Source organism: Pseudomonas sp. GW822-FHT05A08 (genome assembly GCF_058800485.1).
Window position 1 is genome coordinate 1,937,445 of sequence record NZ_CM179511.1, and the last position, 23,896, is coordinate 1,961,340.

The 23,896-nt window shown below is 62.5% G+C and carries 23 protein-coding genes; 8 read left to right on the forward strand and 15 right to left on the reverse strand.

Going from position 1 to position 23,896, the window contains the following annotated elements:
* The first annotated feature begins 667 nt into the window (after window positions 1-667).
* Entirely contained in the window at window positions 668-1,078 is a 411-nt protein-coding gene (locus AC3RCP_RS08755) for a contact-dependent growth inhibition system immunity protein (RefSeq protein WP_492569612.1), read from the forward strand.
* Between the two features lie 167 nt (window positions 1,079-1,245).
* Here the strand turns inward: AC3RCP_RS08755 and AC3RCP_RS08760 are convergent, their stop codons facing one another.
* The 6 genes from AC3RCP_RS08760 to AC3RCP_RS08785 all read right to left on the reverse strand — a co-directional run bounded on the left by AC3RCP_RS08760 (window position 1,246) and on the right by AC3RCP_RS08785 (window position 5,995).
* A complete protein-coding gene (locus tag AC3RCP_RS08760; protein ID WP_492569614.1) occupies window positions 1,246-1,506 on the reverse strand; it encodes a hypothetical protein in 261 nt (86 codons plus the stop codon).
* Window positions 1,507-2,000: 494 nt separating this feature from the next.
* On the reverse strand, window positions 2,001-2,948 hold the full coding sequence (locus AC3RCP_RS08765) for an AraC family transcriptional regulator (protein WP_492569616.1): 948 nt from the start codon (window positions 2,946-2,948) through the stop codon (window positions 2,001-2,003).
* A gap of 117 nt (window positions 2,949-3,065) precedes the next feature.
* Window positions 3,066-3,803, reverse strand: coding sequence for a DUF899 domain-containing protein (locus tag AC3RCP_RS08770; RefSeq protein ID WP_007920657.1), 738 nt, complete (start codon window positions 3,801-3,803; stop codon window positions 3,066-3,068).
* Window positions 3,804-3,946: 143 nt separating this feature from the next.
* Window positions 3,947-4,816 carry a DUF6279 family lipoprotein gene (locus AC3RCP_RS08775; RefSeq protein ID WP_492569618.1) on the reverse strand — a complete coding sequence of 290 codons (870 nt, stop codon included), beginning with the start codon at window positions 4,814-4,816 and terminating at the stop codon, window positions 3,947-3,949.
* Window positions 4,817-4,895: 79 nt separating this feature from the next.
* A complete protein-coding gene (locus tag AC3RCP_RS08780) occupies window positions 4,896-5,609 on the reverse strand; it encodes a TorF family putative porin (protein ID WP_492569620.1) in 714 nt (237 codons plus the stop codon).
* Between the two features lie 197 nt (window positions 5,610-5,806).
* Complete coding sequence (locus tag AC3RCP_RS08785; RefSeq protein ID WP_016702300.1) at window positions 5,807-5,995, reverse strand: PFL_1563 family small protein; 189 nt, start codon at window positions 5,993-5,995, stop codon at window positions 5,807-5,809.
* A 351-nt stretch (window positions 5,996-6,346) separates the two neighbouring features.
* On the opposite strand from AC3RCP_RS08785, the gene AC3RCP_RS08790 reads away from it, so the two are divergent.
* The 3 genes from AC3RCP_RS08790 to AC3RCP_RS08800 all read left to right on the forward strand — a co-directional run bounded on the left by AC3RCP_RS08790 (window position 6,347) and on the right by AC3RCP_RS08800 (window position 10,156).
* Window positions 6,347-7,183, forward strand: coding sequence for a CvfB family protein (locus tag AC3RCP_RS08790; RefSeq protein ID WP_492569622.1), 837 nt, complete (start codon window positions 6,347-6,349; stop codon window positions 7,181-7,183).
* Window positions 7,184-7,628: 445 nt separating this feature from the next.
* Window positions 7,629-9,077, forward strand: a complete 1,449-nt coding sequence (locus AC3RCP_RS08795) for an NCS1 family nucleobase:cation symporter-1 (RefSeq protein WP_492569624.1) — start codon at window positions 7,629-7,631, stop codon at window positions 9,075-9,077.
* Between the two features lie 155 nt (window positions 9,078-9,232).
* Window positions 9,233-10,156, forward strand: a complete 924-nt coding sequence (locus AC3RCP_RS08800) for a DMT family transporter (RefSeq protein ID WP_492569626.1) — start codon at window positions 9,233-9,235, stop codon at window positions 10,154-10,156.
* Window positions 10,157-10,164: 8 nt separating this feature from the next.
* On the opposite strand, the gene AC3RCP_RS08805 is transcribed toward AC3RCP_RS08800, so the two are convergent.
* On the reverse strand, window positions 10,165-11,325 hold the full coding sequence (locus AC3RCP_RS08805) for an MFS transporter (protein WP_492569628.1): 1,161 nt from the start codon (window positions 11,323-11,325) through the stop codon (window positions 10,165-10,167).
* A 104-nt stretch (window positions 11,326-11,429) separates the two neighbouring features.
* Between AC3RCP_RS08805 and ptrR the strand changes: the two genes are divergently transcribed.
* Both ptrR and AC3RCP_RS08815 read left to right on the forward strand, forming a co-directional pair.
* Window positions 11,430-12,311 carry a putrescine utilization regulator PtrR gene (ptrR, locus tag AC3RCP_RS08810; protein ID WP_007920672.1) on the forward strand — a complete coding sequence of 294 codons (882 nt, stop codon included), beginning with the start codon at window positions 11,430-11,432 and terminating at the stop codon, window positions 12,309-12,311.
* A gap of 138 nt (window positions 12,312-12,449) precedes the next feature.
* The gene (locus tag AC3RCP_RS08815; RefSeq protein ID WP_009042667.1) at window positions 12,450-12,578 is read left to right on the forward strand and encodes a PA1414 family protein; all 129 of its coding nucleotides are present in this window, start codon (window positions 12,450-12,452) and stop codon (window positions 12,576-12,578) included.
* 148 nt (window positions 12,579-12,726) lie between these two features.
* On the opposite strand, the gene AC3RCP_RS08820 is transcribed toward AC3RCP_RS08815, so the two are convergent.
* From AC3RCP_RS08820 to speB, 6 genes are all read right to left on the reverse strand, one after another.
* The gene (locus tag AC3RCP_RS08820) at window positions 12,727-12,978 is read right to left on the reverse strand and encodes an acyl carrier protein (protein WP_492569630.1); all 252 of its coding nucleotides are present in this window, start codon (window positions 12,976-12,978) and stop codon (window positions 12,727-12,729) included.
* 71 nt (window positions 12,979-13,049) lie between these two features.
* Window positions 13,050-13,775 carry an MBL fold metallo-hydrolase gene (locus tag AC3RCP_RS08825; RefSeq protein WP_492569632.1) on the reverse strand — a complete coding sequence of 242 codons (726 nt, stop codon included), beginning with the start codon at window positions 13,773-13,775 and terminating at the stop codon, window positions 13,050-13,052.
* An 84-nt stretch (window positions 13,776-13,859) separates the two neighbouring features.
* The gene (locus AC3RCP_RS08830) at window positions 13,860-15,239 is read right to left on the reverse strand and encodes a sodium:solute symporter family protein (RefSeq protein WP_087088967.1); all 1,380 of its coding nucleotides are present in this window, start codon (window positions 15,237-15,239) and stop codon (window positions 13,860-13,862) included.
* A gap of 140 nt (window positions 15,240-15,379) precedes the next feature.
* A complete protein-coding gene (locus tag AC3RCP_RS08835) occupies window positions 15,380-16,891 on the reverse strand; it encodes a purine-cytosine permease family protein (protein ID WP_492569634.1) in 1,512 nt (503 codons plus the stop codon).
* Between the two features lie 54 nt (window positions 16,892-16,945).
* Entirely contained in the window at window positions 16,946-17,368 is a 423-nt protein-coding gene (locus AC3RCP_RS08840) for a YybH family protein (protein WP_007920677.1), read from the reverse strand.
* 9 nt (window positions 17,369-17,377) lie between these two features.
* Complete coding sequence (gene speB, locus AC3RCP_RS08845; protein ID WP_007920678.1) at window positions 17,378-18,328, reverse strand: agmatinase; 951 nt, start codon at window positions 18,326-18,328, stop codon at window positions 17,378-17,380.
* A 373-nt stretch (window positions 18,329-18,701) separates the two neighbouring features.
* Between speB and AC3RCP_RS08850 the strand changes: the two genes are divergently transcribed.
* Both AC3RCP_RS08850 and AC3RCP_RS08855 read left to right on the forward strand, forming a co-directional pair.
* Window positions 18,702-19,595: a LysR family transcriptional regulator gene (locus tag AC3RCP_RS08850; protein WP_007920680.1), complete on the forward strand. Its 894-nt coding sequence runs from the start codon at window positions 18,702-18,704 to the stop codon at window positions 19,593-19,595.
* A gap of 10 nt (window positions 19,596-19,605) precedes the next feature.
* Window positions 19,606-20,217 (forward strand): tRNA-uridine aminocarboxypropyltransferase, encoded by a 612-nt coding sequence (locus AC3RCP_RS08855; RefSeq protein ID WP_492569636.1) that lies wholly within the window; start codon window positions 19,606-19,608, stop codon window positions 20,215-20,217.
* Between the two features lie 140 nt (window positions 20,218-20,357).
* Here AC3RCP_RS08855 and AC3RCP_RS08860 read toward each other — a convergent pair whose 3' ends face one another.
* Window positions 20,358-21,713 carry an HlyD family type I secretion periplasmic adaptor subunit gene (locus AC3RCP_RS08860; protein ID WP_007920682.1) on the reverse strand — a complete coding sequence of 452 codons (1,356 nt, stop codon included), beginning with the start codon at window positions 21,711-21,713 and terminating at the stop codon, window positions 20,358-20,360.
* 10 nt (window positions 21,714-21,723) lie between these two features.
* Entirely contained in the window at window positions 21,724-23,883 is a 2,160-nt protein-coding gene (locus tag AC3RCP_RS08865) for a type I secretion system permease/ATPase (RefSeq protein ID WP_101337134.1), read from the reverse strand.
* Window positions 23,884-23,896 lie beyond the last annotated feature (13 nt).

Below are 23,896 nucleotides of genomic sequence, written 5' to 3' on the forward strand. Positions count from 1 at the left end.
CAATCCTCATCTACACCCCTTCAGCTTGTGCAGGATGCTCCAGGACAGCCAAAACGTGTAGCCGATATCGAATTAGGGCACATACTCGATGGCGAGGTTAAACCAATATACAGTGGTGGCGATATAGTCGGGCAAAGAGCAGTAGGGGGACACTATTTGCGATCGCCGAATGTTCGTGTAACTGAGGTTATTGGTGAGGCAGATGCGAGCGGGGTAATAAAAGCTCGTTACTCTGGAGTAACTGAAATGGGTGACTATTTTAGGCACCTGGTTCCTACCGTTATGGCAGGGGTGGCTGACTTTCCTGAGGCTCTACGCCGTGGAATTGTCGTTTCCGATAGCGCGGACTTCGGGAGTGATAGGATTTTCAGGAATAGTGATATAAGTGGGGTTTTTACTAGGATGTATCGATAGAGTGCCTATGGTCTTCTAGTATTACCGCTGGCGTTGGGGGGCATGCTGCAGCAATAAGTTATAGTGGTTTGAGAGCATGCTTTCTTAAGGCGTGGTTGCAAGTCACAGTGGGGTTCAGCAATTTTCAATAGAAATACATGACTACTTCAAGCCATCTCTAGGAAAACTCCAATCAAGTCGGCACTGCTCGCCTGGCCCGTGTTGAAATAGCCTTCTTTGAGCGTATCGAAGGCGCCATCATGGGAGTGGGGATATGAGAAAGACATTTCGTTCAATAGCGGCCAGTATGGGCTCTAAATGGGAGCCGGAAAGCGAACCTTCGTCTTTGACTCTGTGGTACTTGTCCGTTCGCGATATACCTATTGAGGAGCTTGGGCTTGAGGATCTATGTCGGGCTTTGAGGCAGGATTTATTCTCATTGGAATTACTGCCAATTGCGATTGATGTTCTTTCAAAAGACCCGCTCTCAGGTTTTTTTGATGATGGGGAGTTACTGGTCTTGATCAATGACTTGCCATCAAGCTATTGGTCTGGTAATGAGCTTTTGGTTCGAAGGCTTTTATCTGTTCTTGTTAATAGTGAACATTTACTGAGTGAAGAACCTGAAATATTGCTTGTGGCTAAGGAGTTGAAAGTTAAATTGCGAGAGGCATTGATTGAATAAGTTTGGCAATCATTTGGCCCGCGTAGTCTAATCCAGAGCACTGGTCGGGTGATGCTAAGGCCTGATTGGTTTCAAAAAAGGTACGGGGAACTTACAATTGAATACGGTAAACCTCGAAAGGAAAAACGGGCGATTTTAAGATCGCCCGCTCTTGCTTATGCTGAAGTCTATTCCTGTAACTTCCGTCCAGTTACATCTAGAAGATCGCAACCGTCACGCAACAGAATAGTGCAGACCAATGTCAACTCTTGAAGAACCACAGGGTGGCCTCCAGCACTTTCAGATTCCACAAAGTTTTCCAGCAACTGAGTCACCGCACGAATGCGATAAGCCGCTGCATCGTGCAGCACATCGATTGGTGCTTGGGTATCGATAAGCAGGTAGGGAATATTGCAGTCGTGGCCGGTAATGGGCATGTAGCGATTCATGGTTTCTATCCTTGTGCCTGTCTGAGTGTCGCTACTCATCCGTCGCCAAACGAATGGGTGGCGGCTGTACGCAGGTTGGCGAACCGGCGACACAAGAAACCGGCAGACCCGAAGGTCTCCCACGCACAGCTGCCATAAAGTAAAGGCCTGCGCTCGCAGGAGCGTATTCTGCCTTATTGCAGAATACGCAGCCTACTTGTGTCTCTCGGGTCGCCAAACCCGGTCGCCATCTGGGCGACCTATCGACTGTAAGCCGCACTGTGGTTGGCAGGAATAAGGGGAGTGCACTGCAGGCTGTAGGGCTTTTCTGATTCACCCAGGAGGAAGCTGTCGGCTTGGCGGGCAGCTCCAATACCCAATAAAACACCCTGTGCGTTTTTTAGAGTACGGCTTCCCACAAAGAACTCTGGGCAATAGCCTCTAGAGCATGCTTGAGGAACAAAAAACGGGTAGCACAGGCCGCCCCGTATCGTTTCGCCCAAGCCCGGCGCGGCTTACAACGCCTTCACCGGAATACAGATTTCACACTCCAGTTCCCCCGTCTTCATGTCGTATTTTACGTCCACCGGATAACGCTCGAACGCTGGTCGGGCGTCGAATTGCATGCCGCTCTTGGGCAGCCAGTCGCGGCACAGTTCGGTCCAGGCGTCGGCGATGTCGGGGCCTTTGCCTTGGTAGTGGGCGATGGCGTAGAGGCCGCCGAGCAGGGTGGTGACGACGGCGGGGGCGCTGGTCTTGAAGTCGTCGGGGACTTCGACGCAGGCGTCGTAGCGGCATTTTTCGGGTGGGGTGACGTAGGGATCGTCGTGGCCGATGCCGTAGCGCACGCGGCCCAACAGGCCGTTTTCGACCATCCAGGGGGCGACGGTGTCGCGCCAGAAGGTGCCGATGCCCGGCCCGTAGGAGCCGATATAACGCAGGTAGGCGACGCGGACCGGTGGCAGTTCCTTGAGGGTGACGTTCATCAAAGGCTCCTTCAGGTGAATGAAGGCGTCAGGATCGTCGAAGGCCGGGATGTGCGTCTGATCAGGATTGCTCAATTCCCGCAGGCGCCGTTCGCGGACGTCGCTGAGGCGGCGGTGCCAGCGCTTGGGTTCGGTGCTGCGCCAGGTGCTCGGGGTGACCGAGAAATGCTGCTTGAACGCCCGGGAGAACGCTTCGCCGGAGCTGAAGCCGACTTCCAGGGCCACCTCCAGAATGCTCATTTCTGGATGGCTGGCCAGCTGATAGGCAGCACAGGCCAGGCGGCGTCGGCGCAGGTAGTCGCCCAGGGTTTCGCCGACCCAGGCGGTGAACAGGCGATGAAAGTGAAAGGGCGAAAAATGCGCGACCTGCGCGAGTTCCGCCAGCTCCAGCGGCTGGTCCAGGTGTTGGTCGATATGCTCCAGCACCCGGTTCATGCGTTGGGTGTATTCGTGGAGGCTGTGGTAGGCGGGGCTCATGGAGCCAAGTTTAGCCGGGGGCCAGGCCACGGGTTTGTGCCGGGCGGGTTTTTTCCACCGGCCGGACGAACGTGATCGCGAGCCCGCTCCTGCAGGCCCGCGATCGCTGTCCGGCGCTCAGGACCCGCCATGGCAGCAACTGGCGGCCGGTTTGTCGTCATAACGATCATGGTGCCTGACCCAGTCCATGATCTGTTCTTCGTTGCGCCCCTTGGGCGTCAGGTCCAGGTAATTGTAGGCCCCCACCAGCAGGTCCAGGCCACGGGCGTAGGTGGAGTAGGTGTGGAAGATCTCACCGGCTTCATTGCGATAGAACACGCTGAGGCCAGGCAGCTCTTCCTCGGCGCCGTCGGTTTTTTCGTAGTTGTAGGTGGCGGTGCCGGCGGCGACCTCGTCGGCCCGGGCGCAGACCCCGAAGTCGTAGTTGAAATCACAGCCGGCGGACGAAACCCAGTCGAACTTCCAGCCCATGCGCCGCTTGAACGCCTGGAACTCGGCGAAGGGCGCGTGGGACACCGCCACCAGTGCGATGTCGTGGTGGGCCAGGTGCTGGTTGGCGCCGTCGATGTGATCGGAGAGGAAGGAGCAGCCCGGGCAACCTTCGTCCCAGCCTTCGGCGAACATGAAGTGGTAGACCACCAGCTGGCTGCGATCGCCGAACAGGTCGGCCAGGCTCAGTTCTCCGTGGGGGCCCTGGAAGCGGTAGGGCTTGTCGATTTTCACCCAGGGCAGGGCACGCCGCTCGGCGCTGAGCTGGTCGCGTTGGCGGGTGAACGCCTTTTCGTGAATCAGGTGCTGCTTGCGGGCCTGTATCCATTGTTCCCGGGATACGACCGGATGATCGTTGAGGTGCATGACGTCTTCTCCTGCGGCAAAGGTGCGCGGCGACAGTGCCTACACAGGCTAGTCGTTTCGCCCGTGGGCAAATCGACAGCCGCCGGACGGTTCCGCCCAACGGTCGCCCGCCTGCCGCACTTCGCTGAACGGCTATTCAGGCGTCACTCCTGGCGTACCGTCTTCATGCATTTCAACGCTTCGAACTCATCGCGCACGTTCTGCAGTTTGTTGCGCAGATGCTCGCGCTGGGCTGGCGTGCTTTTGGCCATCACGTCCACCAGCAGGCTGCGCGCCGCCTGTTCGCTGTTGGCGTAGGCCTGGCGATAAGCCGGTGTCCAGAAGCTTTCACGATCCACCAGCAGGCGCTTGATGCGTCTGTCGAAGTCGCTGTTCTGGCGTTGCTCCAGCGCGGCGCTGAACTGTGCCTGCCAGTTGGCCCGATTGGAGAGCCAGAGCTGGTTCTGTTCGCCGAGGGACGTTGACCAGTCCGCCACCCGCTGGGTCTGTTCAGGAGTGAGGGGGCCGAGCCAGGTGGTCAGGCGCTTGTCCATGCGTTCGGTGCGCAGCCTGATCTGTTGCTCCAGTGGTGGCTTGAGGTTTTTGCTGCGACGTTGGCGCATGTCCTTGGCGAAGGCCGACTTCATTTCCGCGACCTGTCGGTCGTCCAGGCCCCGCAGCAACTCGATGGCCGAAGGCGCGATCGCGCGGGCGGTCTGGGCAATGGCCTGCTTGGCTCCGCGGGTGAGCTCTTGCAGCTCGGCATCGTTGACCTGATTGCGTGCGACCATCTGCTGCAGACGGTCCAGGTAGTCCAGGTAGCCGGGCAACTGCGTGCTGCAGTGCCAGCTCAAGTGTTCCTTGAGGCGCTGGTTGAACCAGATCTTCTGCTCGCGGTTCATTTCCAGGTAGTCATTGAGCGTCCAGGGAATGATCACATCGAGGTTGCGGTAAGCCAGGCCGACACGATTGCAGGAGGTCAGCACCAGGCTCAACAGCAGTAGCAGGGTGAGGTGTTGCAGCCGGCGCGACATGGCAAGTCCTTGCGAAGGCCTGGGTTTGTAAGCATGGGTTTCTTATCTGAACCCGGAAAGCTTCCGGCAGTTCAGCCGCTCAATAGAACGAATGCTCGGCCTTGAAGGTGAGCAGACCGTCGCATTGCGCGTTATGTCCAGAATAGGCCGAACAATCGCTGCCGTTGAGGTTGGAGTCGCTGTAGATCAGTTTCAGGTCGATGCCCATCCAGGGGCGGGAGAACTTGATCGACCAGTCGTTGAAGCTGCTGACGTAGCCGCTGCTCACCGAAACCGGGTTGCCCAGCTGATGAGTGGTGTACTTGATGCTGACGACGATGCCGAAGGGCTGGTTGCCGCCCAGGTCGGCGAACAGGGTGCTGTTGCGCTTGTCCGGTTCCTGGCTGAACGCGGCGCCGAAGCGGCTGCCCAGCAGCGTCAGGCCGCCATAGAACTCCTGGCTGTCCTGCGGGGCCAGTTGCGGGTAGTTGTACTGGATCATCCCCACCTCATAACCCAGGGTCTGATCGAAGGGGCGCTTGAAGCCCAGGTAGGAGTCCACTTCCAGGTCGCTCTCGCCCAGGCCCATGCTTGGCGACCATTGGCCGATGTACCAGCCGCTGTCATGGGTCAGGTCCAGGCCGCCATGGAACGAGCCGGTGGCCGAGGGTTTGACCAGGCCCTGGGCCATGCTGCGGCTCGGGGTGCTGCTGAGCTTGAGGTCGAAGTCCCCCAGTTCGCGCTGGAAGATCTGCCCGTGGGCCAAGGGGCTGGCGAGAAGGCTGGCAAGCAGCACATGGGAGGATTTGAGCATGCTTCACTCCATGAAATGCGAGGAGCAGGAACCGCGGAACCTACTGGAATGCCCGATCTAGACGTGTGCAAGGATACCGGCGAAACCTCGGGGATGAGGGCCGTTCGTCGATTTTTATGGGAGGGGAGGAGTCAGAACTCTAGTCCTAGCGCTTTGAGGCTCAAAGCGCATAGGGACCAGGAGGTGTGGCGGGGGGATTACTTCTTGCCCAGGCTGATCTGCTTGGACGGGCCGAAAGTCTGGCCGCTGACGCCTTTGGCAATTTGCTGGATCTCGCCGCCGGATTTCAGGAAAGCAGCAATCTGATCGTTGATCGATTCGCTGGTTTCAACGGCTGGAGCTGGCTTTGCTTTGCTGTTGGATGCTTTTACACGCATGGCGGCCATTAACCTTCAGAAAATTAATTTGGCCAGCCATCATACATGAAATGCTTGACAATTGCTTGGTAAATATCCTCCTGGAATAACAGTGGAAAACTCCCGAATAATCCTAAGTTGATCTCGGGGATATCCCCATAAGCTGCTGTTTTAAATAAAGACAATGGCACAAAGAGCGGCTTGCTCGGCGGCGCTGAGGCAAAAGTCGCTGCCGGCTGGCCTGACGGGCGGAACCGGTTGCTGGCGCAAAGCCATAAAAATCAAGGCATTCAGGAAAATATCCGCTGCTATCCGGCGACTCGGGCCAACCAGGAGCGGAAAACCGGGTAGAATGCCGCCCACGCAATGAGGGTATTGGAAATGGCTTTAGTCGGGCGCTACAACAGTTTGCAAGTGGTTAAACACACTAACTTCGGTTTATATCTGGACGGCGGGGCGGATGGTGAAATATTGCTGCCCAATCGTTATATCCCCAAGGATATTCCCAGTGAAGATGAAGACTGGTTGAATGTTTTCGTTTATCTGGATAGCGCCGACAAGTTAATTGCAACTACCGAAAAACCAAAAGTTCAAGTCGGTGAATTCGCCAGTCTTAAAGTCGTGGAAGTTAACAGTATCGGTGTGTTCCTCGACTGGGGCCTGCCCAAGGACCTGCTGCTGCCGTACTCCGAGGAAAAGCGTCAACTGACCGCCGGCGAGTATTGCGTGGTGCACGTCTATCTCGACAAGCACACCCGTCGCATCACCGCCACGGCCCGTCTGGACCGCTACCTGGACAAGGCTCCGGTGACCTACAAGGTCGGCCAGGAAGTCGATCTGCTGGTGGCCGAGAGCACCGACATGGGCTTCAAGGCGATCATCAACAACAAGCACTGGGGCCTGATCCACAAGAACGAAGTGTTCAAGTTCCTGCGTCCGGGCAAACAGGAAAAGGGTTTCATCAAAGAGATCCGCGCCGACGGCAAGATCAGCCTCAGCCTGCAACCGGTGGGCGAAGAACTGGCCAGCAGCCTGAACGCGAAGATCCTCGCCAAGTTGCGGGAAAACAATGGCACCCTGCCGGTCAGCGACAAGAGCGATCCGACGGTGATCAGTGGCCTGTTCGGCGTCAGCAAGGGCAACTTCAAGAAGGCCATCGGTGCCTTGTACAAGAATGGCCAGATCATTATTCATGCCGACCGCATTGAACTGAGCTGATTCGTTCCTCCCTGGCGTAGTTGCGGTCGAAGAACCTTCGGCGGCGCTAACGACCCACGGGGCTGTCCGAAAAAACCGCTGCCGGTTCCGGCAGCGGTTTTTTATTGCCTTTTTTCCTGGCTGCGTTGAAGGACGTCAGAGTCGGCGTCTTCGATCGTTGTCATGGTCGCTGTATACAGTTTCAAGCCAATCCTGATGCACTGATATCAGGCAGTCGTGCACAGTCAGTGGGCATGTCTGCCGCTGATCCCGGCTGCTGATCATCGTTGTGTAGCCAAGGCCCAGCCCTTGATGGACAAGCGATCCACGCCGTTCACCTACAGATTTTTCCGGTATGGCACGCATTCTGCGTAGCGCTTCGTATACAACTCATGCCGGCTCCCGTACGCAGTGTGGTCGCAAGGCCAATCGCGGGGGCAGGGCCTGTCCAACAAGGAGCCTTGCAATGAGCGAGCAACTACCCAAGGGCTACAGCCCGCGTTTGTACAACCAGGACCTGGGGCCGCTGCCGCAGAAGTGGAACTGGTACAACATCTTCGCCTTCTGGATGAGCGACGTGCACAGCGTCGGCGGTTATGTGTTCGCCGCCAGCCTGTTCGCCCTCGGGCTGGCCAGTTGGCAAGTGCTGGTGGCCCTGCTGGCGGGGATCTGCATCGTGCAACTGATCGCCAACCTGGTGGCCAGGCCCAGCCAGCAGGCGGCGGTGCCATACCCGGTGATCTGCCGGCTGGCGTTCGGTGTATTCGGGGCGAATATCCCGGCGGTGATTCGCGGCCTGATCGCGGTGGCCTGGTATGGGATCCAGACCTACCTGGCATCCAGCGCCCTGATCATTGTGGTGCTGCGCTTTTTCCCGGCCATGGCGGCCTATGCCGAGCCGCATTTTGCCGGGCTGTCCTACCTGGGCTGGTTCGGTTTCCTGGCGCTGTGGCTGGTCCAGGCCCTGGTGTTCTGGGCCGGCATGGAGTCGATCCGGCGCTTTATCGACTGGGCGGGGCCGGTGGTCTACGCGGTGATGTTCCTCCTCGCCGGCTGGATCGTCTGGAAGGCCGGCTGGAGCAACATCAGCTTCACCCTGGGGGAGAAGTCGCTGTCGGGCTGGCAGGCATTCGGCCAGGTGATCGTCGCCACGGCGCTGGTGGTGTCCTACTTCTCCGGGCCGACCCTGAACTTCGGCGACTTCAGCCGCTACTGCCGCAGCATGCAGGATGTACGACGCGGCAACTTCTGGGGGCTGCCGGTGAACTTCCTGGCGTTCTCCCTGGTGACCGTGGTCATTGTCTCCGGCACCCTGCCGGTGTTCGGTGAAATGCTCCATGACCCGATCGCCACCGTGGCGCGGATCGACAACGACGTCGCGGTGCTGCTCGGCGCCTTCGCTTTTGTCACTGCCACCGTCGGCATCAACATCGTCGCCAACTTCGTCTCGCCGGCCTTTGACTTCGCCAACGTCGCTCCGAGCCGGATCAGCTGGCGCACGGGCGGCATGATCGCGGCCCTGGCCTCGATCTTCATCACCCCCTGGAACCTATTCAACAACCCGCAGGTAATCCACTACACCCTCGACGTGCTGGCCGCCTTTATCGGCCCGCTGTTCGGCATTCTGTTGGTGGACTACTACCTGATCAAAAAGCAGCAGATCGATATCGACGCGCTGTTCAACGACGGCCCGGACGGGCGTTATTACTACAGCGGCGGGGTCAACTGGACCGCGGTCAAGGCGCTGGTGCCGGCGACCCTGATGGGCGTGGCGATCACCTTCACGCCAGCATTGCAGCCGATGGCCAACTTCGCCTGGTTCACCGGGTGTTTCCTCGGTGGCGCGCTGTTTTTTCTCCTCGCGCGCCGTGAGGCCCTGCCATCCCTGAGGCTGAGCCCGACGGCGTCGAGCTGACGGCGCGGCCAGGAAAAGGTCTTTTCCAGGCGTCTTTTTCTGTCCGTTTGGTTGATAATCGACAGCACATCCATTCTTCGCCCCGGACCGGTTCCGGGGCTTTGTCGTTTCTGTCGAGTAACTGCCATGTCTATGAATCTGCCCGAGGGGCTGCGGTGAGTATCGAGCGGCGCAGCGCCGACGGTTTCGCACTGCAAGTGATGTTGGGGCTGTGCCTGATCTGGGGCGTGCAGCAGGTGATGATCAAGTGGGCCGCAGCGGATATCGCACCGGTGATGCAGGCGGCCGCGCGTTCGGGCATTTCGGCGCTGCTGGTGGCCTTGCTGATGTGCTGGAAGGGCGGCTGGTCGCAGATCGGCAGCACCTGGCGCGGCGGCTTGCTGGCCGGCAGCCTGTTTGGCCTGGAGTTCCTGTTTATCGCCGAAGGGCTCAAGCTCACCAGCGCGGCGCACATGTCGGTGTTTCTCTATACCGCGCCGATCTTCACCGCGCTGGGGGTGAACTGGCTGCTGCCCAGCGAGCGCCTCAGGCCCTTGCAGTGGCTGGGGATTCTGCTGGCGTTCATCGGCATTGGCGTGGCCTTCGCCGGTGGCATTTCTCTGGATAACCTGGACACGCGCATGCTGCTTGGCGACGCCCTGGGCGTGCTGGCCGGCCTGGCCTGGGGCGCGACCACGGTGGTGGTGCGCGCGTCGCGCCTGTCCGAGGCGCCAGCGACCCTGACCCTGTTCTATCAGCTGATCGTCGGTTTTGTCGGCCTGCTGCTGATCGCCGTGCTGAGCGGCCAGGTCACCCATGTCGACCTGACCCCGGTGGCGGTGGCCAGCGTGCTGTTCCAGGGGCTGGTGGTGTCCTTTTTCAGCTACCTGACCTGGTTCTGGCTGCTGCGCCGTTACCTGGCCGCCAACCTGGCGGTGTTTTCCTTCATGACGCCGCTGTTCGGTGTCACCTTCGGGGTCCTGTTGCTGGGCGAACCCCTGAGCTTCAATTTCGTCATCGGTGCGGTGCTGGTGTTGCTGGGCATCACCTTCGTCAGCGCCGAACAGTGGTTGCGCCGGCGGATCCGCAGCCTGTTGTAACCCCAGGCTCATGCGGTGGCGTGGCATTCCCGGGCAAGCGGTTGTTGCCTCGACAGCAAGCCCCCCGCCAGCAGCAGGCTGCTGCCGGCGACGATCAGCGCCGGTTGCAGGCTACCGCTGAAATGGCTGCTCAGGGCCGCCAGCAGTGGCCCGCTCAACTGGCCCATGGCGAAGCAGGCCGTGAGCAAACCGGCGTTGCGCTGGGCCGCATGGGGCGCCAACTCCCGCGAGCGCTGCATCACCAACTGCATGCAGGCCAGGAACGGCGCGCCGCAAAGAATCACCCCCAGCGCCAGGCCGGCGCCACTGCCCAGCAGACAGGCGAAGACCCCGGCGGCTTGCAGCCACAAGGTCGCCATCAGCCAGTGACGGGTGGCGTTCGGGCTGTGTCGGCGCAGGCTGACCAGCCCCACGCCGATGGCCGCCGCCAGACCGAAGCACGGCCAGAACAGGTCGGCCTGCCATTGCCCTTGAAAGCGTGCGCTGGCCATCTGTGACAGGAAGGTTGCCGGGATGATGTAACCCAGGCCGTACAGCGCATAAATCAGCCCGAGGCGGGGGATGCCGCTGTGGTTCGAGGCGTGTGGCATCTGGGCGGTCAGTGCGGGCATGGCGGGTTGCGGCAGGATTGGCAGGATCACCAGCAGCATCAGCAGGCCGGCCGCGGCGTACACCAGCCACAGGGTCGCGGAGCTTTGCCCCAGCAGGTTTGAGCCCAGGGCCAGCAGGCCGGTGAGGAAAATCCCCAGCCCGGGCCCGGCAAACACCAGGGCGCCCAGGCGTGGCCGGCCGGCGGCCAGGGCCAGCGGCTGGCTCAGGGCGGCGATCATCACCATCACCCAGGCACTGGCCACGCCGGTGCCGAAGCGCAATACCGAATGTGCCCAGAAGCCGCCAGCCCAGAACGAGGCCAGGGTCAGCAGCACGCACAGCCACAGCCCACCCAACAGACGCCGGCGAACCTGGGCCGGGCGGCGGGCGAACATGGCATCCAGCGCGCCGATGAAATACCCCAGGTAGTTGGCGGCGGCGATCAGGCCAGTGTCGGTCAGGTCGACCTGGCCTTCGCTCAGCAGGTGCGGCAGTTGCGGGGTGAGGGCGAAGCGACCGATGCCCATGGCCATCATCAGGGCAATGAAACTGGCGAGTAAGCGAATCAGCGGTGACATGGTCCGGGCTCCGTCGAAGAGGCGATGAGCGTCAGGCTAGGACTGATTGACTTTCTATAAAAATGAATAATATTAAGTAACTTGTTCGCTTTTGGAGAATGGTCGTGGAGTTCAGCCAGTTGCGCATCTTCCAGGCGGTCGCCGAGGAAGGTTCCATCACTCGGGCGGCCGAGCGCTTGCATCGGGTGCCGTCCAACCTGTCGACGCGGCTCAAGCAACTGGAAGAGCAACTGGGGGTCGAGCTGTTCCTGCGGGAACGGCAGCGGCTGCAACTGTCGCCGGCGGGCAAGGTGCTGCTCGATTACGCCGCGCGCCTGTTTGCCTTGCGCGATGAGGCCCATGGGGCGGTGCAGGGCGGTCAGCCGGCCGGGGATTTCGTACTGGGCACCATGTACAGCACGGCAGCGATTCAATTACCGGCGCTGCTGGCGCGTTACCACCGCGCCTACCCGGCGGTGAACCTGCAGGTGCAATCGGCGCCCAGCAGCGAGTTGCTCGAAGGCTTGCTGGCCGGGCGCCTGGATGCAGTGCTGGTGGACGGCCCGCTGGAGCTGGCCAGCCTGGACGGGGTGCCGCTGTGCGATGAAAAGCTGGTGTTGATCAGCGAAGCGGACCACCCGCCGATCCGCAGTGCCCGGGATGTCGAAGGGCGTGCGGTATTTACCTTTCGCCGTGGCTGCTCGTACCGCCTGCGCCTGGAGTCCTGGTTCGCCCACTACCAAGCGGCCATGGGGCGGGCGATAGAAATCGAGTCCTATCAGGGGATGCTGGCCTGCGTGATTGCCGGGTCCGGGGTGGCGCTGATGTCGGCGTCGATGCTCGCCAGCCTGCCCGGTCGCGAGAGCGTGGCGGTTCACCCGCTGGCCGAGCCATTCGCCAGTGCCACCACCTGGCTGATGTGGCGCAAGGGCATGCTCGGCGCCAACCTCAATGCCTGGATCGAACTGCAACAGGCGAGTCAGACGGATCAGCGGGCGACGGCCTGAAACGGGCTGGCTGATTCGGATTAATCCGGTAACAGATCATTGCTATCCGGGGGGAGCACTGGGCGAAAGTTAGCGCTATTATCAGAGCGAAGCGGCTTCAGAACCCAGCCGCCAGGCACGACCCTTAAGGGGGGCACTATGAAAGAGAAACTGCAAAACTGGCTTCACGACCTCGGGGTCGCACTGGGGCTGATCGAGCCGCCATTGCAGCCGGTGCCAATCCGCACAGACGACGAACAACGGCGTCGGCAACAGCGTCGCCGCTAACCATCGGCTCGGGAATGGGGCAGGCATCCAGCCTGCTCCCGCCACTTTTCAGCCGCGCGAGGGCAGGTTCACTCGCGAACGGTTGCCGCCTTCTGATCCAAACCCGTCAACTCGCAACCCGCCCATGGTGCTTGGCGCCATGGAATCTTCAGTGCCGTGAAATCTTCAGCAGAAACCGGCTCAAGTCATTGGCGCTGTTCGCCGCCTTGAGCATCTGGTCTTCTTCGTGGGTGAAGGCGGTCAGTCCAAACTGATCTTCCAGGTGGAAGATCAGGTCCTCGATATCCTGCTTGTCCAGCCCCAGCTCCTGCAGGCTCACATCGTCGGCAAATCCGTCGTTGCCATCCAGCAGACGGCTGATGAAGTCATGCACGGCTTGTCGGACTTCGGCTCTATTCATGTCGCTCTTTTCGCCAGGGGCCTGCGCAGGGGCTTTGAAGCGGGCGCGATTGTGTGCAGTACAGCACAGCTTCATGGGTGCCGGCGGATCCAATCCTCGATCATCCTGCGCAGCTGCGTTCCCGAAAAACTGCCGAAATGGCCGCCATGCACAGTCTGTACCGGCAGCTGGTACAGGCGTCTCAGGCTGGCAGCGTAGTCCTCCAGGTTGGAGTGGTAGGCGTCTTCGACCAACGGGCCGTCGTAGATGATGTCGCCGCTGAACAGGGTGCCGCTGGCGGCTTCCCAGAGGCTGATCCCCCCGGGGGAATGGCCGGGCGTATGCAGCACCTGGAAGCTACGGTTGCCCAGGTCGAGCACGTCGCCTTCCTCGATCAGGCGCGTCGCCGGGGCGGCCTTGACCCGATATTCGGCGTAGCACAGCGGGCAATCCGGCTGGGCCTCGAACATCGCGTCGCCAACGTAGGCGGCCGACAAGGTATTGGCCCCGTCGGGCGCGGCGAGAATCTGCGCCTCGGCCGGGTGCACCAGGCGTTCGGGGAATTCGTGATGCCCGGCGATATGGTCGAAATGGCAATGGCTGGCCACCGCCAGCAAGGGCCGTTCGGTGAGCCAGGGCAACTGTTCGCGCAAGCTGACCAGGCCGGAGCCGCTGTCCAGCAGCAGGTCCCTGTCGCGACCCTGGATATGCCACAGGTTGCAGCGATAGAACGGCCGGATATAGGGCTCGTGGATCAGCCGAATCCCGTCGCTCAGGCTTCTGACTTCGAACCAGCGGTCGCGACTGACAATCTTCATCGACTTTCCTCCAGGCGAAAAAAAACGGGTGCAGCCACCGACGCTGCACCCGCCGAAGAAAAATGTACGGCGTCTGACCTGAGGTTAGATCGCGTTGGCCAGGGTTGCCGGACGACGAGACAACAGGCTCACCACCACGAAGCTGATCAGGCCGACAGCCAGGCTGTAGTAGATCGGGGTGTTGGCATCCAGGCCGTCCTTGAACATGAACGCCAGCGCGGTGAGGAAGCCCAGGCCCATGCTGGCGATGGCGCCGGCGGTGGTCGCGCGTTTCCAGAAGATGGCGCCGATCAGCGGGATCAGCATGCCGCCCACCAGCAGGTTATAGGCCAGGGTCAGGGCGCTGATCACGTCGTTGACCACCAGGGCGATGCCCAGGACCACGATGCCGGTCAGCAGGGTGAACAGGCGGTTGATCCCCAGGCTCGACTGCTTGCCGCCACGCAGCTTGGGCAACAGGTCTTCGGTCAGGGTGGTGGAGGCGGCCAGCAGGCCGGCGCTGGCGGTGGACATCATGGCGGCCAGGGCCGCGGCGATCACCAGGCCACGGATGCCGTCCGGCAGGGAGGCTTTGACGATGGCGGCGAAGGCGTTGTTGACGTTGTCCAGGTCCGGCAGCAAGACATGCGCGGCCATGCCGATCAGGGCACAGGCCAGACCGTAGAGGATGCAGTAGAAGCCGGCGACGGTGCCTGCGTATTGCGCGACTTTTTCGGTCTTGGCGGTGAACACCCGTTGCCAGATGTCCTGGCCGATCAGGATGCCGAAGAAGTAGATCATGAAGTAGGTGACGATGGTGTCCCAGCCGATGGTGGTGAAGCTGAAGCTGGACGCCGGCAGCTTGGCCACCAGCTCATCCCAGCCGCCGACGCGGTACAGGCAGATCGGCAGCAGGATGAACATCAGGCCGACGGTCTTGATCACGAACTGGACGATGTCGGTCAGGGTCAGCGACCACATGCCGCCGATCGCCGAATAGATCACCACCACGCCGCCGCCCAGCAGCACCGAAATCCAGAACGGAAGGCCGAACAGCACTTGCAGCACGGTGCCGATGGCGAGGATCGAGGTCACGCCGATCATCAGCGCGTAGGCCAGCATGATCACCGCGCTGGCCTGGCGGGCCATCGGGTTGTAGCGTTTTTCCAGGACCTGGGTAACGGTGAAGATCCGCAGCTTGAGCAGCGGTTTGGCCAGCAGCAGGTTGAGGGCGATGATGCCCAGGCCCAGCGCCGCGCACAGCCAGAAGCCGGAGATGCCGTGGACATAGCCCAGGCGCACGGTGCCGACGGTGGAGGCACCGCCCAGCACGGTGGCGGCCATGGTGCCCATGTACAGGGTCGGGCCCAGGTTGCGGCCGGCTACCAGGTAGTCCTCGTGGGTCTTGGCCTTGCGCATGCCGTAATAGCCGAGCACCAGCATGCCGGCGGCATAGATGAGTACGACGAATAGATCTAAAGCCATGATGGCGTGTCTCCGATTGTCTTTCTTATAGTGGCTTGCTGTAGAAGCGAGGCTTGCCGCAATCAAGGCGACGCGGTCTGGCGGACCCGTCGTGTGAGGCGTGATTGCCGGCGAGCCTGCCGCTACAGGTCATGCTTGAGTCAGGCGGCTTGGCGCATGACGGGTTTACCGAGCGAATCCGTGCTCTTGCTGCGTGGATCGTTGGGGCCGTAGACCGCGGCCGGCTCCGGGAACAGGTTGAGCAGGGCCAGGTACACCAGCGAGGCCAGGCCCAGGGTCACCGGCAGGCTGATATCGATGCCGTCGGCCAGGTTGCCCAGCGGACCGACGAACTGCCCGGGCAGGTTGACGAAGCACAGGCCGACCAGCGCGCTGGGGATCCAGGCCCCCAGGCCACGCCAGTTCCAGCCGTGCTGGAACCAGTAGCGGCCACCTTGCTCGCCACGGGTGAAGACTTGCAGGTCGTCCGGGCAGTAGAAGCCGCGACGTACCAGCAGGCCGATCAGCATGATCACCATCCACGGGGTGGTGCAGGTGATAATCAGCACGGCAAAGGTCGACACGCTCTGCACCAGGTTGGCGGCGAAGCGCCCGATGAAGATGAAGGCGATCGACAGCACGCCGATCAACAGGGTCGCCTTGACCCGCGACAGCACCCGCGGGAACACGCTGGACATGTCCAGGCCGGTGCCATACAGCGAGGTGGTGCCGGTGGACATGCCGCCGATCACCGCGATCAGGCACACCGGCAGGAAGAACCAGCTCGGCGAGACCGCCAGCAGGCCGCCGACGTAGTTGTTGGCGACGATGTAGTCGGGCGCCTTGATCGCCACGATGGTGGCGGTGGCCAGGCCGAACAGGAAGGGAATCAGGGTGGCGATCTGGGCGGCGATCACCGCCAGCATGATCCGGCCTTTCGGCGTTTCGCGGGGGATGTAGCGCGACCAGTCGCCGAGGAACGCGCCGAAGGAAATCGGGTTGCTCATGGCCACCAGCGCGGCACCGATGAAGGCCGCCCAGAAACCCGCCTGGCCGAGGGCCAGGGTACCGGCGAACTGGCTGTCGAAGGCTGGCGCGAAGGCGAAGATCCCCAGCAGGAACAGCAGGCTCGCCGCCCAGACGGCAATGCGGTTGACCCACAGCATGAAGCGAAAGCCGTAGATGCACACCGTCAGTACCAGGATCGCGAACAGTCCGTAGGCCAGGCCCAGGGTCAGGTCGGTTTCCGGCAGGTCGACCAGGCGCTTGGCGCCGCCCACCAGGGCGTCCCCCGAACTCCATACGGAGAGGGAGAAGAAGGCGATGGCGGTCAGCAACGACAGGAACGAGCCGACGATCCGCCCGTGCACGCCGAAGTGCGCACCGGAAGAGACGGCGTTGTTGGTGCCGTTGATCGGCCCGAACAGGCCCATCGGCGCGAGGATCAATGCCCCCAGGATCACGCCCAGCACGATCGCCCAGACACCCGCCTGGAAGGACAGGCCGAACAGCACCGGGAAACTGCCGAGCACGGCGGTGGCGAAGGTATTGGCGCCGCCGAAGATCAGGCGAAACAGGTCGCTGGGCCGGGCGTCGCGTTCATGGTCGGGGATCTGTTCGACCCCGTTCGTTTCGATGCTGCTAAGGCTTTTTTCTTTGTTGTTGTTATTCATGATCTGCTCCGATCACTAGGGCGCGCTCATCGTGCGTGAGCGTCACCTTTCTGGCTAAGGGGGTGGCAGCCCTTCCGGCATTGCGGACAAATGTTCGTGGCAGGCCAGCCATAGGCCTTGTTGTTGTGTGCCGGACCCTTGTTTGCAAAAAACAATGGTCTCGCGCTCCTGGCTGAAGTGTTGCTCCCCTTGCATGCGCAGCTCGGTGGCGACGTCATGAATGAATACCGCGGTGTTCCCCTGCAGGCTGACAAACGCGTTGCTCGAGGTGCAGGACAGCACCTCGAAGCCGTCCTCGCGGCGCCAGCTGTCCCACAGCGCCTGGTAGGCGTCGCGGGACAGCAGGGGCTGGGCGAGGGTGTGGAAGACGAAGCTGGCGTCGGTGCTGAACGCACCGAAGTAGGCTTCGCGATCGTTACGGGCGAAGGCCGCCACCAGTTCGGCGGCGGCTTTGAGGACCTGCTCGCGCTCGCTCATGGCCGGGCCTCAGCGACGCGCCACGCCCGGCAGCACGCAGAGCATTTCGTACAGCAGGTTGGCGCCCAGCAGCGAGGTGTTGCCGGTGGTGTCGTACGGCGGCGAGACTTCTACCAGATCGCAGCCGACCAGGTCGAGGCCCTGGCAGCCACGGACGATCTCGATCGCCTGGATGGTGGTCAGGCCGCCGATTTCCGGGGTGCCGGTGCCTGGCGCCCAGGCCGGGTCGATGCCGTCGATGTCGAAGCTCAGGTACACCGGGCCGTCGCCGACTTTCGCCCGTACTTCGGCCATCAGCGGGTCCAGCGACTTGTGCCAGCACTCTTCGGCCTGCACCACGCGAAAGCCCTGCTTGCGGCTCCAGTTGAAGTCTTCGGCGGTGTAGCCCTGGGCGCGCAGGCCGATCTGCACCACGCGGTCGCAGTCCAGCAGGCCTTCTTCGACGGCGCGGCGGAAGGTGGTGCCGTGGGCGATCTTCTCGCCGAACATGTGATCGTTGACATCGGCGTGGGCGTCGATGTGCACCAGGCCGACCTTGCCGTGTTTCTTGTGGATGGCGCGCAGGATCGGCAGGGTGATGGTGTGGTCGCCGCCCAGGGTCAGCGGAATCACGTTGTGCTCGAGGATGCCGTCGTAGGCTTCTTCGATGATGCGCACGGCGTCCAGCAGGTTGAAGGTGTTGATCGCCACATCGCCAATGTCGGCCACGTTCAGCGAGTCGAAGGGCGCGGCGCCGGTGGCCATGTTGTACGGACGGATCATCACCGATTCGGCGCGGATTTCACGGGGCCCGAAGCGGGTGCCGGCGCGCAGCGAGGTGCCGATGTCCAGCGGGACGCCGACGAAGGCGGCATCCAGGCCGGCCGGGGTAGGTACATGGGGAAGACGCATCATGGTGGCGATGCCGCCGAAGCGCGGCATTTCGTTGCCGCCCAGTGGTTGGTGGAGAATCTTGTCCACGGGATTGGCCTCATCGTTGTTTTATTTATGGGGTTTGTGGCGCGGCGATGACTGCCGGCGAAACCGAGTGGGGCCGATTCTGCGAAATGTAGTGGGCGGGAAGAATCGCTACGGGCAAATACTTAGTTCAGATTTTTCTAAACTAAGGGCGGGTGTAAAGGATAGACTCTGGCCCTGTGAGAGCGGCACTGCCCGGACCGGAGATCATTCGCGGGCAAGCCTCGCTCCTACAGAAGCAGGAGCGAGGCTTGCCCGCGATTGGCCGCACAGCGGTCATAATCGGCGCCGCGACGCTGTTCATGAAGGAACGCCAATGAGGTCTGGATGACCCTGACACCCGATCCCCGTTGTCGATTTTCCTTGTGGAGCTCCCATGGCCAACGCTTTACCTGATCTGAAACTATTGCGCATCTTCGTCAGCGTGGTGCGGCATCAGGGGTTCGCCAATGCCCAGCACGAACTGAACCTCTCCACGTCGGCTATCAGCACCTATATGAGCCAGCTCGAATCGGCCCTGGGGCTGGTCCTGTGCCACCGTGGCCGCGGCGGTTTCAGCCTGACCAGCAAGGGCGAGCTGTTCCACCAGGAAACCCTGCGCCTGCTGGGCGAGCTGGAGGGTTTCGAGCAGTACGCCGCGGCGCTCAAGGGCGAACTGCGCGGCACCCTCAACCTGGGGGTGATCGACTCGACGGTGAGCGACAAGGCCCTGCCGTTCGCCGAAGCCATCGGCGCCTACAGCCAGGAACACCCGGCGGTGCATTTGCATCTGTCGGTACTCAGCCCCTATGAATTGCAGCTCGGCGTGCAGGACAACCGCCTGGACCTGGCCATCGGTGCGTTCTCCACGCGCATGAGTGGGCTGGTGTACATGCCGCTGTACCGCGAGCAGCACTGGCTGTATTGCAGCAGCCGGCACCCGCTGTTCAACGAGCGGCGTATCCCCGAGCAGGTGATCACCCAGCAGCGCATGGTCGGCCGTGGCTACTGGAGCCAGGCCGAGCTGGCGCGCCACGGCTTCAAGCACAGCGCGGCGACGGTGGAGAGTATGGAGGCGCAGCTGATCCTGGTGCTGTCCGGCGCCTACATCGGCTACCTGCCGGAGCATTACGCCCAGGCCTGGGCCGACAAGGGCGACTTGCGCGTGCTGCTGCCGGCGACCTTCGGTTATCAGGCGCCGTTTTCGATGATCGTCCGCCGTGGGCGCAGCCGCGAACCGTTGATCCAGACGTTCCGCGACCTGCTCAAGGCGCAGCTCAATCAGGCCTGAGGAGGCGTCCATGTCGAGAATTCAATGCCCGCGTTGCCTGCGCCCGAAAACCCATTGCCTGTGCCCGCTGATTCCACGGCTGGACAGCCGCACCCGGATACTCCTGTTGCAGCATCCCAGCGAAGTGAACCACGCGCTGAACACCGCGCGGCTGGCGGCGTTGGGGTTGAACAATGCCGAGTTGATCGTTGGCGAGGTGTTTGCCGATCTGCCGAAGCTGTTGAACTGTCCCGGGTATCAGGCGCGCCTGCTGTTCCCGGCGGAGGACGCGCAGCCGTTGCAGGCCTATTCCAGCGTGCCGGACGAGCAGCCCTTGCTGCTGGTGGTGCCCGATGGTACCTGGCGCAAGGCGCGCAAGTTGCTGCACCTCAATCCGCTGCTGGCCGCGTTGCCCCGGGTGACCCTGGCCGAAGGCACGGTGTCCCGTTACCGGCTGCGCAAGGCGCCCGGGCCGGGGGCCCTGTCGACCATCGAGGCCATCGCCCAGGCCCTGCAGGTCCTGGAGGCACCGGCCACGTTCGCGCCCTTGCTGAAGCCTTTCGAGGCCTTGATCGACGGACAGATCGCGGCGATGGGCGAAGACACCTACCAACGCAACCACCAACAGACAAAAGACCTGTAGCCGCTGCCGCAGGCTGCGATCGACCGCGAAGCGGGCGCCGATCCAGGCGCCTTGGTCTTTTAGGAGGTACGCGGTGTCAGGCCCAGGGGCCGCTGCGCGCCCCGGCGCAGCCTGCGGCAGCGGCGACAGGGGACGTGTTATCAGCGTTCGCGCATCGCCTCGGTCCGCGCCTTGAGCACCGGCTTGAGCAGGTAGTCGAGCACGCTTTTCTCGCCGGTGATGATGTCCACCGTGGCGACCATGCCGGGGATGATCAGCAGCGGCTTGAGGTCGCCGCCCAGATGGTTCTTGTCGGTGCGCACCTGGATCAGATAGAAGCTGTTGCCCTTGTCGTCGGCGATGGTGTCGGCGCCGATCAGTTCCAGCTTGGCGCTCAGGCCACCGTAGATGGTGTAGTCGTAGGCGCTGAACTTGACCATGGCTTTCTGCCCGGGATGGAGGAAGGCCACGTCCTGTGGCCGCACCTTGGCCTCGATCAGCAGGTTGTCCTCCAGCGGCACGATTTCCAGCATGTCGCTGCCCGGCTGGACCACGCCGCCGATGGTGTTGACCTTGAGCTGCTTGATTACCCCGTGCACCGGCGAAGTCACGGTGGTGCGGGTCACCCGGTCGTCGATGGCGATGCTCGAGGCGGTGATTTTCGACAGGTCAGTGCGTTTCTCGTTGAGTTCCTTGGCGGCGTCGGAACGGAAGCCCTGTTCGGACTCGTCGATCTTGCTCCTGATTTCGTTGATCGCCGATTCCGCCCGGGGAATGGCCAGGGTCGTGGCATTCAGCGAGCCGCGGATTTCCACCGCGCTGCGCTTGAGACGCAGGATCTCCACTGGTGACACCGCGCCGGTACTTACCAGCGGCGCCGACATGTTCATCTCCTGGTTGAGCAGGGCCAGGCTGGAACTGAATTGCCCCTGTTTCGAACGGAATTCCGCCAGTTCCTGGGTCTTTTGCCGCAGCTGTTCGCTCAGGGTCCGTTGTTCGCTGGCCAGGCGGCGCTGGCGCTGTTCGTACAGCGAGCGTTCGTCCTCCGCCACCTGGGGCGCCTTGGCCACCACTTCGTCGGACGGCTTGAACGGTCGGCCCTCGGCTTCGGCGGACAGGCGTTCGACCTGGGCCATCAAGGCATAGCGGTCGGCCTCGCTTTCGCCCTTGTTCGACAGGAAACGTGTGTCGTCCAGGCGCAGCAGGGTGTCGCCCTTGTTCACCATCTGCCCTTCGCGCACGAAGATCTCGGTGACGATGCCGCCTTCCAGGTTCTGCACCACCTGCACCTTGCTCGACGGGATGGCCTTGCCTTCGCCCGTGGTGACTTCCTGAAGCACCGCGAACTTGGCCCAGAGCAGGGCGCTGACGAGCAGCCCGGTGGTCAGCCAGACGACGATGCGTGAGCCGCGGGGCGAATCCTGCAGCGAGGCGCCGGCGGTTTCGGGCATGAACTCGCTTTCCGCGCTTTTGCGCAGGCTGGCGAAGTAGCCGCGTGATTGCGATGAGGCAGGCATGGGGCGACTCCTAGACCGCTGCAGAGCCGACACGGCCCTTGCGCAGTGCATCGATGACCGCTTCTTTCGGCCCGTCGGCGACGATCCGCCCGTTGTCCAGGACCACCAGCCGCTCCACCAGGCTGAGCATCGAGGTGCGGTGGGTCACCAGCAGCAGGGTCTTGCCTTGCACCCAGGCGTGCAGGCGCTGGCGCAGGGCGTCTTCGCTGCTGTTGTCCATGGCGCTGGTGGGTTCGTCCAGGAGCATGATCGGCGGGTCCAGCAGCAGCGCCCGGGCCAGCAGCACGGCCTGGCGCTGGCCGCCGGACAGCAACTGGCCACGCTCGCCCACCGGCCGGTCGAAGCCTTGGGGATGCTGGCGGGCCAGTTCGGTGACTCCGGTCAGTTCGGCGACCTCGAGCATGCGCGCATCGCTGATGTAGCGGGCGCCGAGGGTCAGGTTGTCGCGCAGGCTACCGGCCAGCAGCGGCAGGTCGTGGGCGACATAGCCGATCTGCTGGCGCAGGTCGGCCACGTCCAGTTGGCGCAGGTCCAGGCCGTCCAGCAGCAACTGGCCTTCCTCGGGGGCATAGAAGCCCATGACCAGGCGCCCCAGGGTGCTCTTGCCGGAGCCGCTGCGGCCGATGATGCCGATGCGTTCGCCGGGCTGCATGCTGAAGCTGATATTGCTCAGGGCCGCGGCATTCTGCCCCTGATAACGGAAGGTCACCTGATTGAGCGCCAGCGCGCCTTGCAGTTGCGTGCGCTCCAGCGGGCGCTGGCGGGCATCGCGCTCCTGGGGCAAGGCCATCAGGGCGTCGGTGCTGCGCATGGTCAGTTGCGCCTGCTGGTAGCGGGTGATCAGCCCGGCGATCTGCCCCAGCGGTGCCAGGACCCGGCTGCCGAGCATGTAGGTGGCGACCAGCGCGCCGACGCTGAGGTTGCCGGCGATGATGCTGTAGACCCCGGCGACTATGGTCGCCATGCCGCAGAACTGCTGGATGAACAGGGTGCCGTTGGTGGCCAGGGCCGAGAGATTGCGCGCGTGGCTGTCGAGGCGAGTGAGGGCGCCATGGGTGCTTTCCCACCGGTGCTGGCGTTCGCTTTCGGCGCTGCAGGCCTTGAGGGTTTCCAGGCCGCCGAGGGTCTCGATCAGCAGCGCCTGGCGTTCGGCGCCCAGGCTCAGGCTCTTTTGCACGGTGTCGCGCAGGCGGGCCTGGATCAGCATGGCGAAGACGATGGTCAGGGGAAACGCCAGTAGCGGGATCACCACCAGCCAGCCGCCGAGCAGGCCGATCACCAGCAGCATCAGCACGGCGAAGGGCAGGTCGATCAGGCTGGTCAGGGTCACGGCGGTGAGAAACTCGCGCAGGCCCTGGAAGTCATGGATGCTCTGGGCGAAGCCGCCGATGGTCGCCGGCTTGGCTTTCATCGCCATGCCGGTGATGCGCTCGAACAGGGTGGCGGAGAGAATCACGTCGGTGCGCTTGCCGGCGCTGTCCAGCAGATGGGCGCGCACCACTCGCAGCACCAGCTCGAAGCCGGTGCCGATCAACAGGCCGATGGCCAGCACCCAGAGGGTCGAGGTGGCCTGGTTGGGCACCACGCGGTCGTAGGTCTGCATGACGAACAGCGGCACCATCAACCCCAGGAGGTTGATCAGCAGGCTGGCGAGGATCGCGTCGCTGTACAGCCAGCGCGAGAGTTTGAGGGTGTCGCGGAACCAGGCTTCGACCCGCGGCACCAGGGAATTGCGCAGTTCTTCCAGTTCGTGGCGTGGCCGGGCGAACAGCGCCTGGCCACTGTAGTCATCGTTCAGATCCGCCTGGCTGACCCATTGCTCGCCGCCTTCGGCTTCGCTGGGCAGGATCAGCGCCTGGCCGTCATCGCCCCAGCGGCGCAGGACCGCACAGCGGCCATGCTTGAGGATCAGCAGCACCGGCAGGTTGAGCCTGGAGATCGCCGACAGCTCACGACGCAGCAGGCGGGCCTGCAGGCTGGCGCGGGCCGCGGCGCGGGGCAGCAGGTCCAGGCTCAGGCGTTGCTGGGCCAGGGGCAGCCCCGCGCTGAGGCTGGCCCGGCTGACGGTGCAGTCGTGCAGTTTGCAGAGGATCAACAATCCGTCCAACAACGGGTCATCAAAGCTCAGGCGCGGATCGACGCCTGAGCTCCCGGGTTCCATGCTGGTCACATTGAAGTCCTCC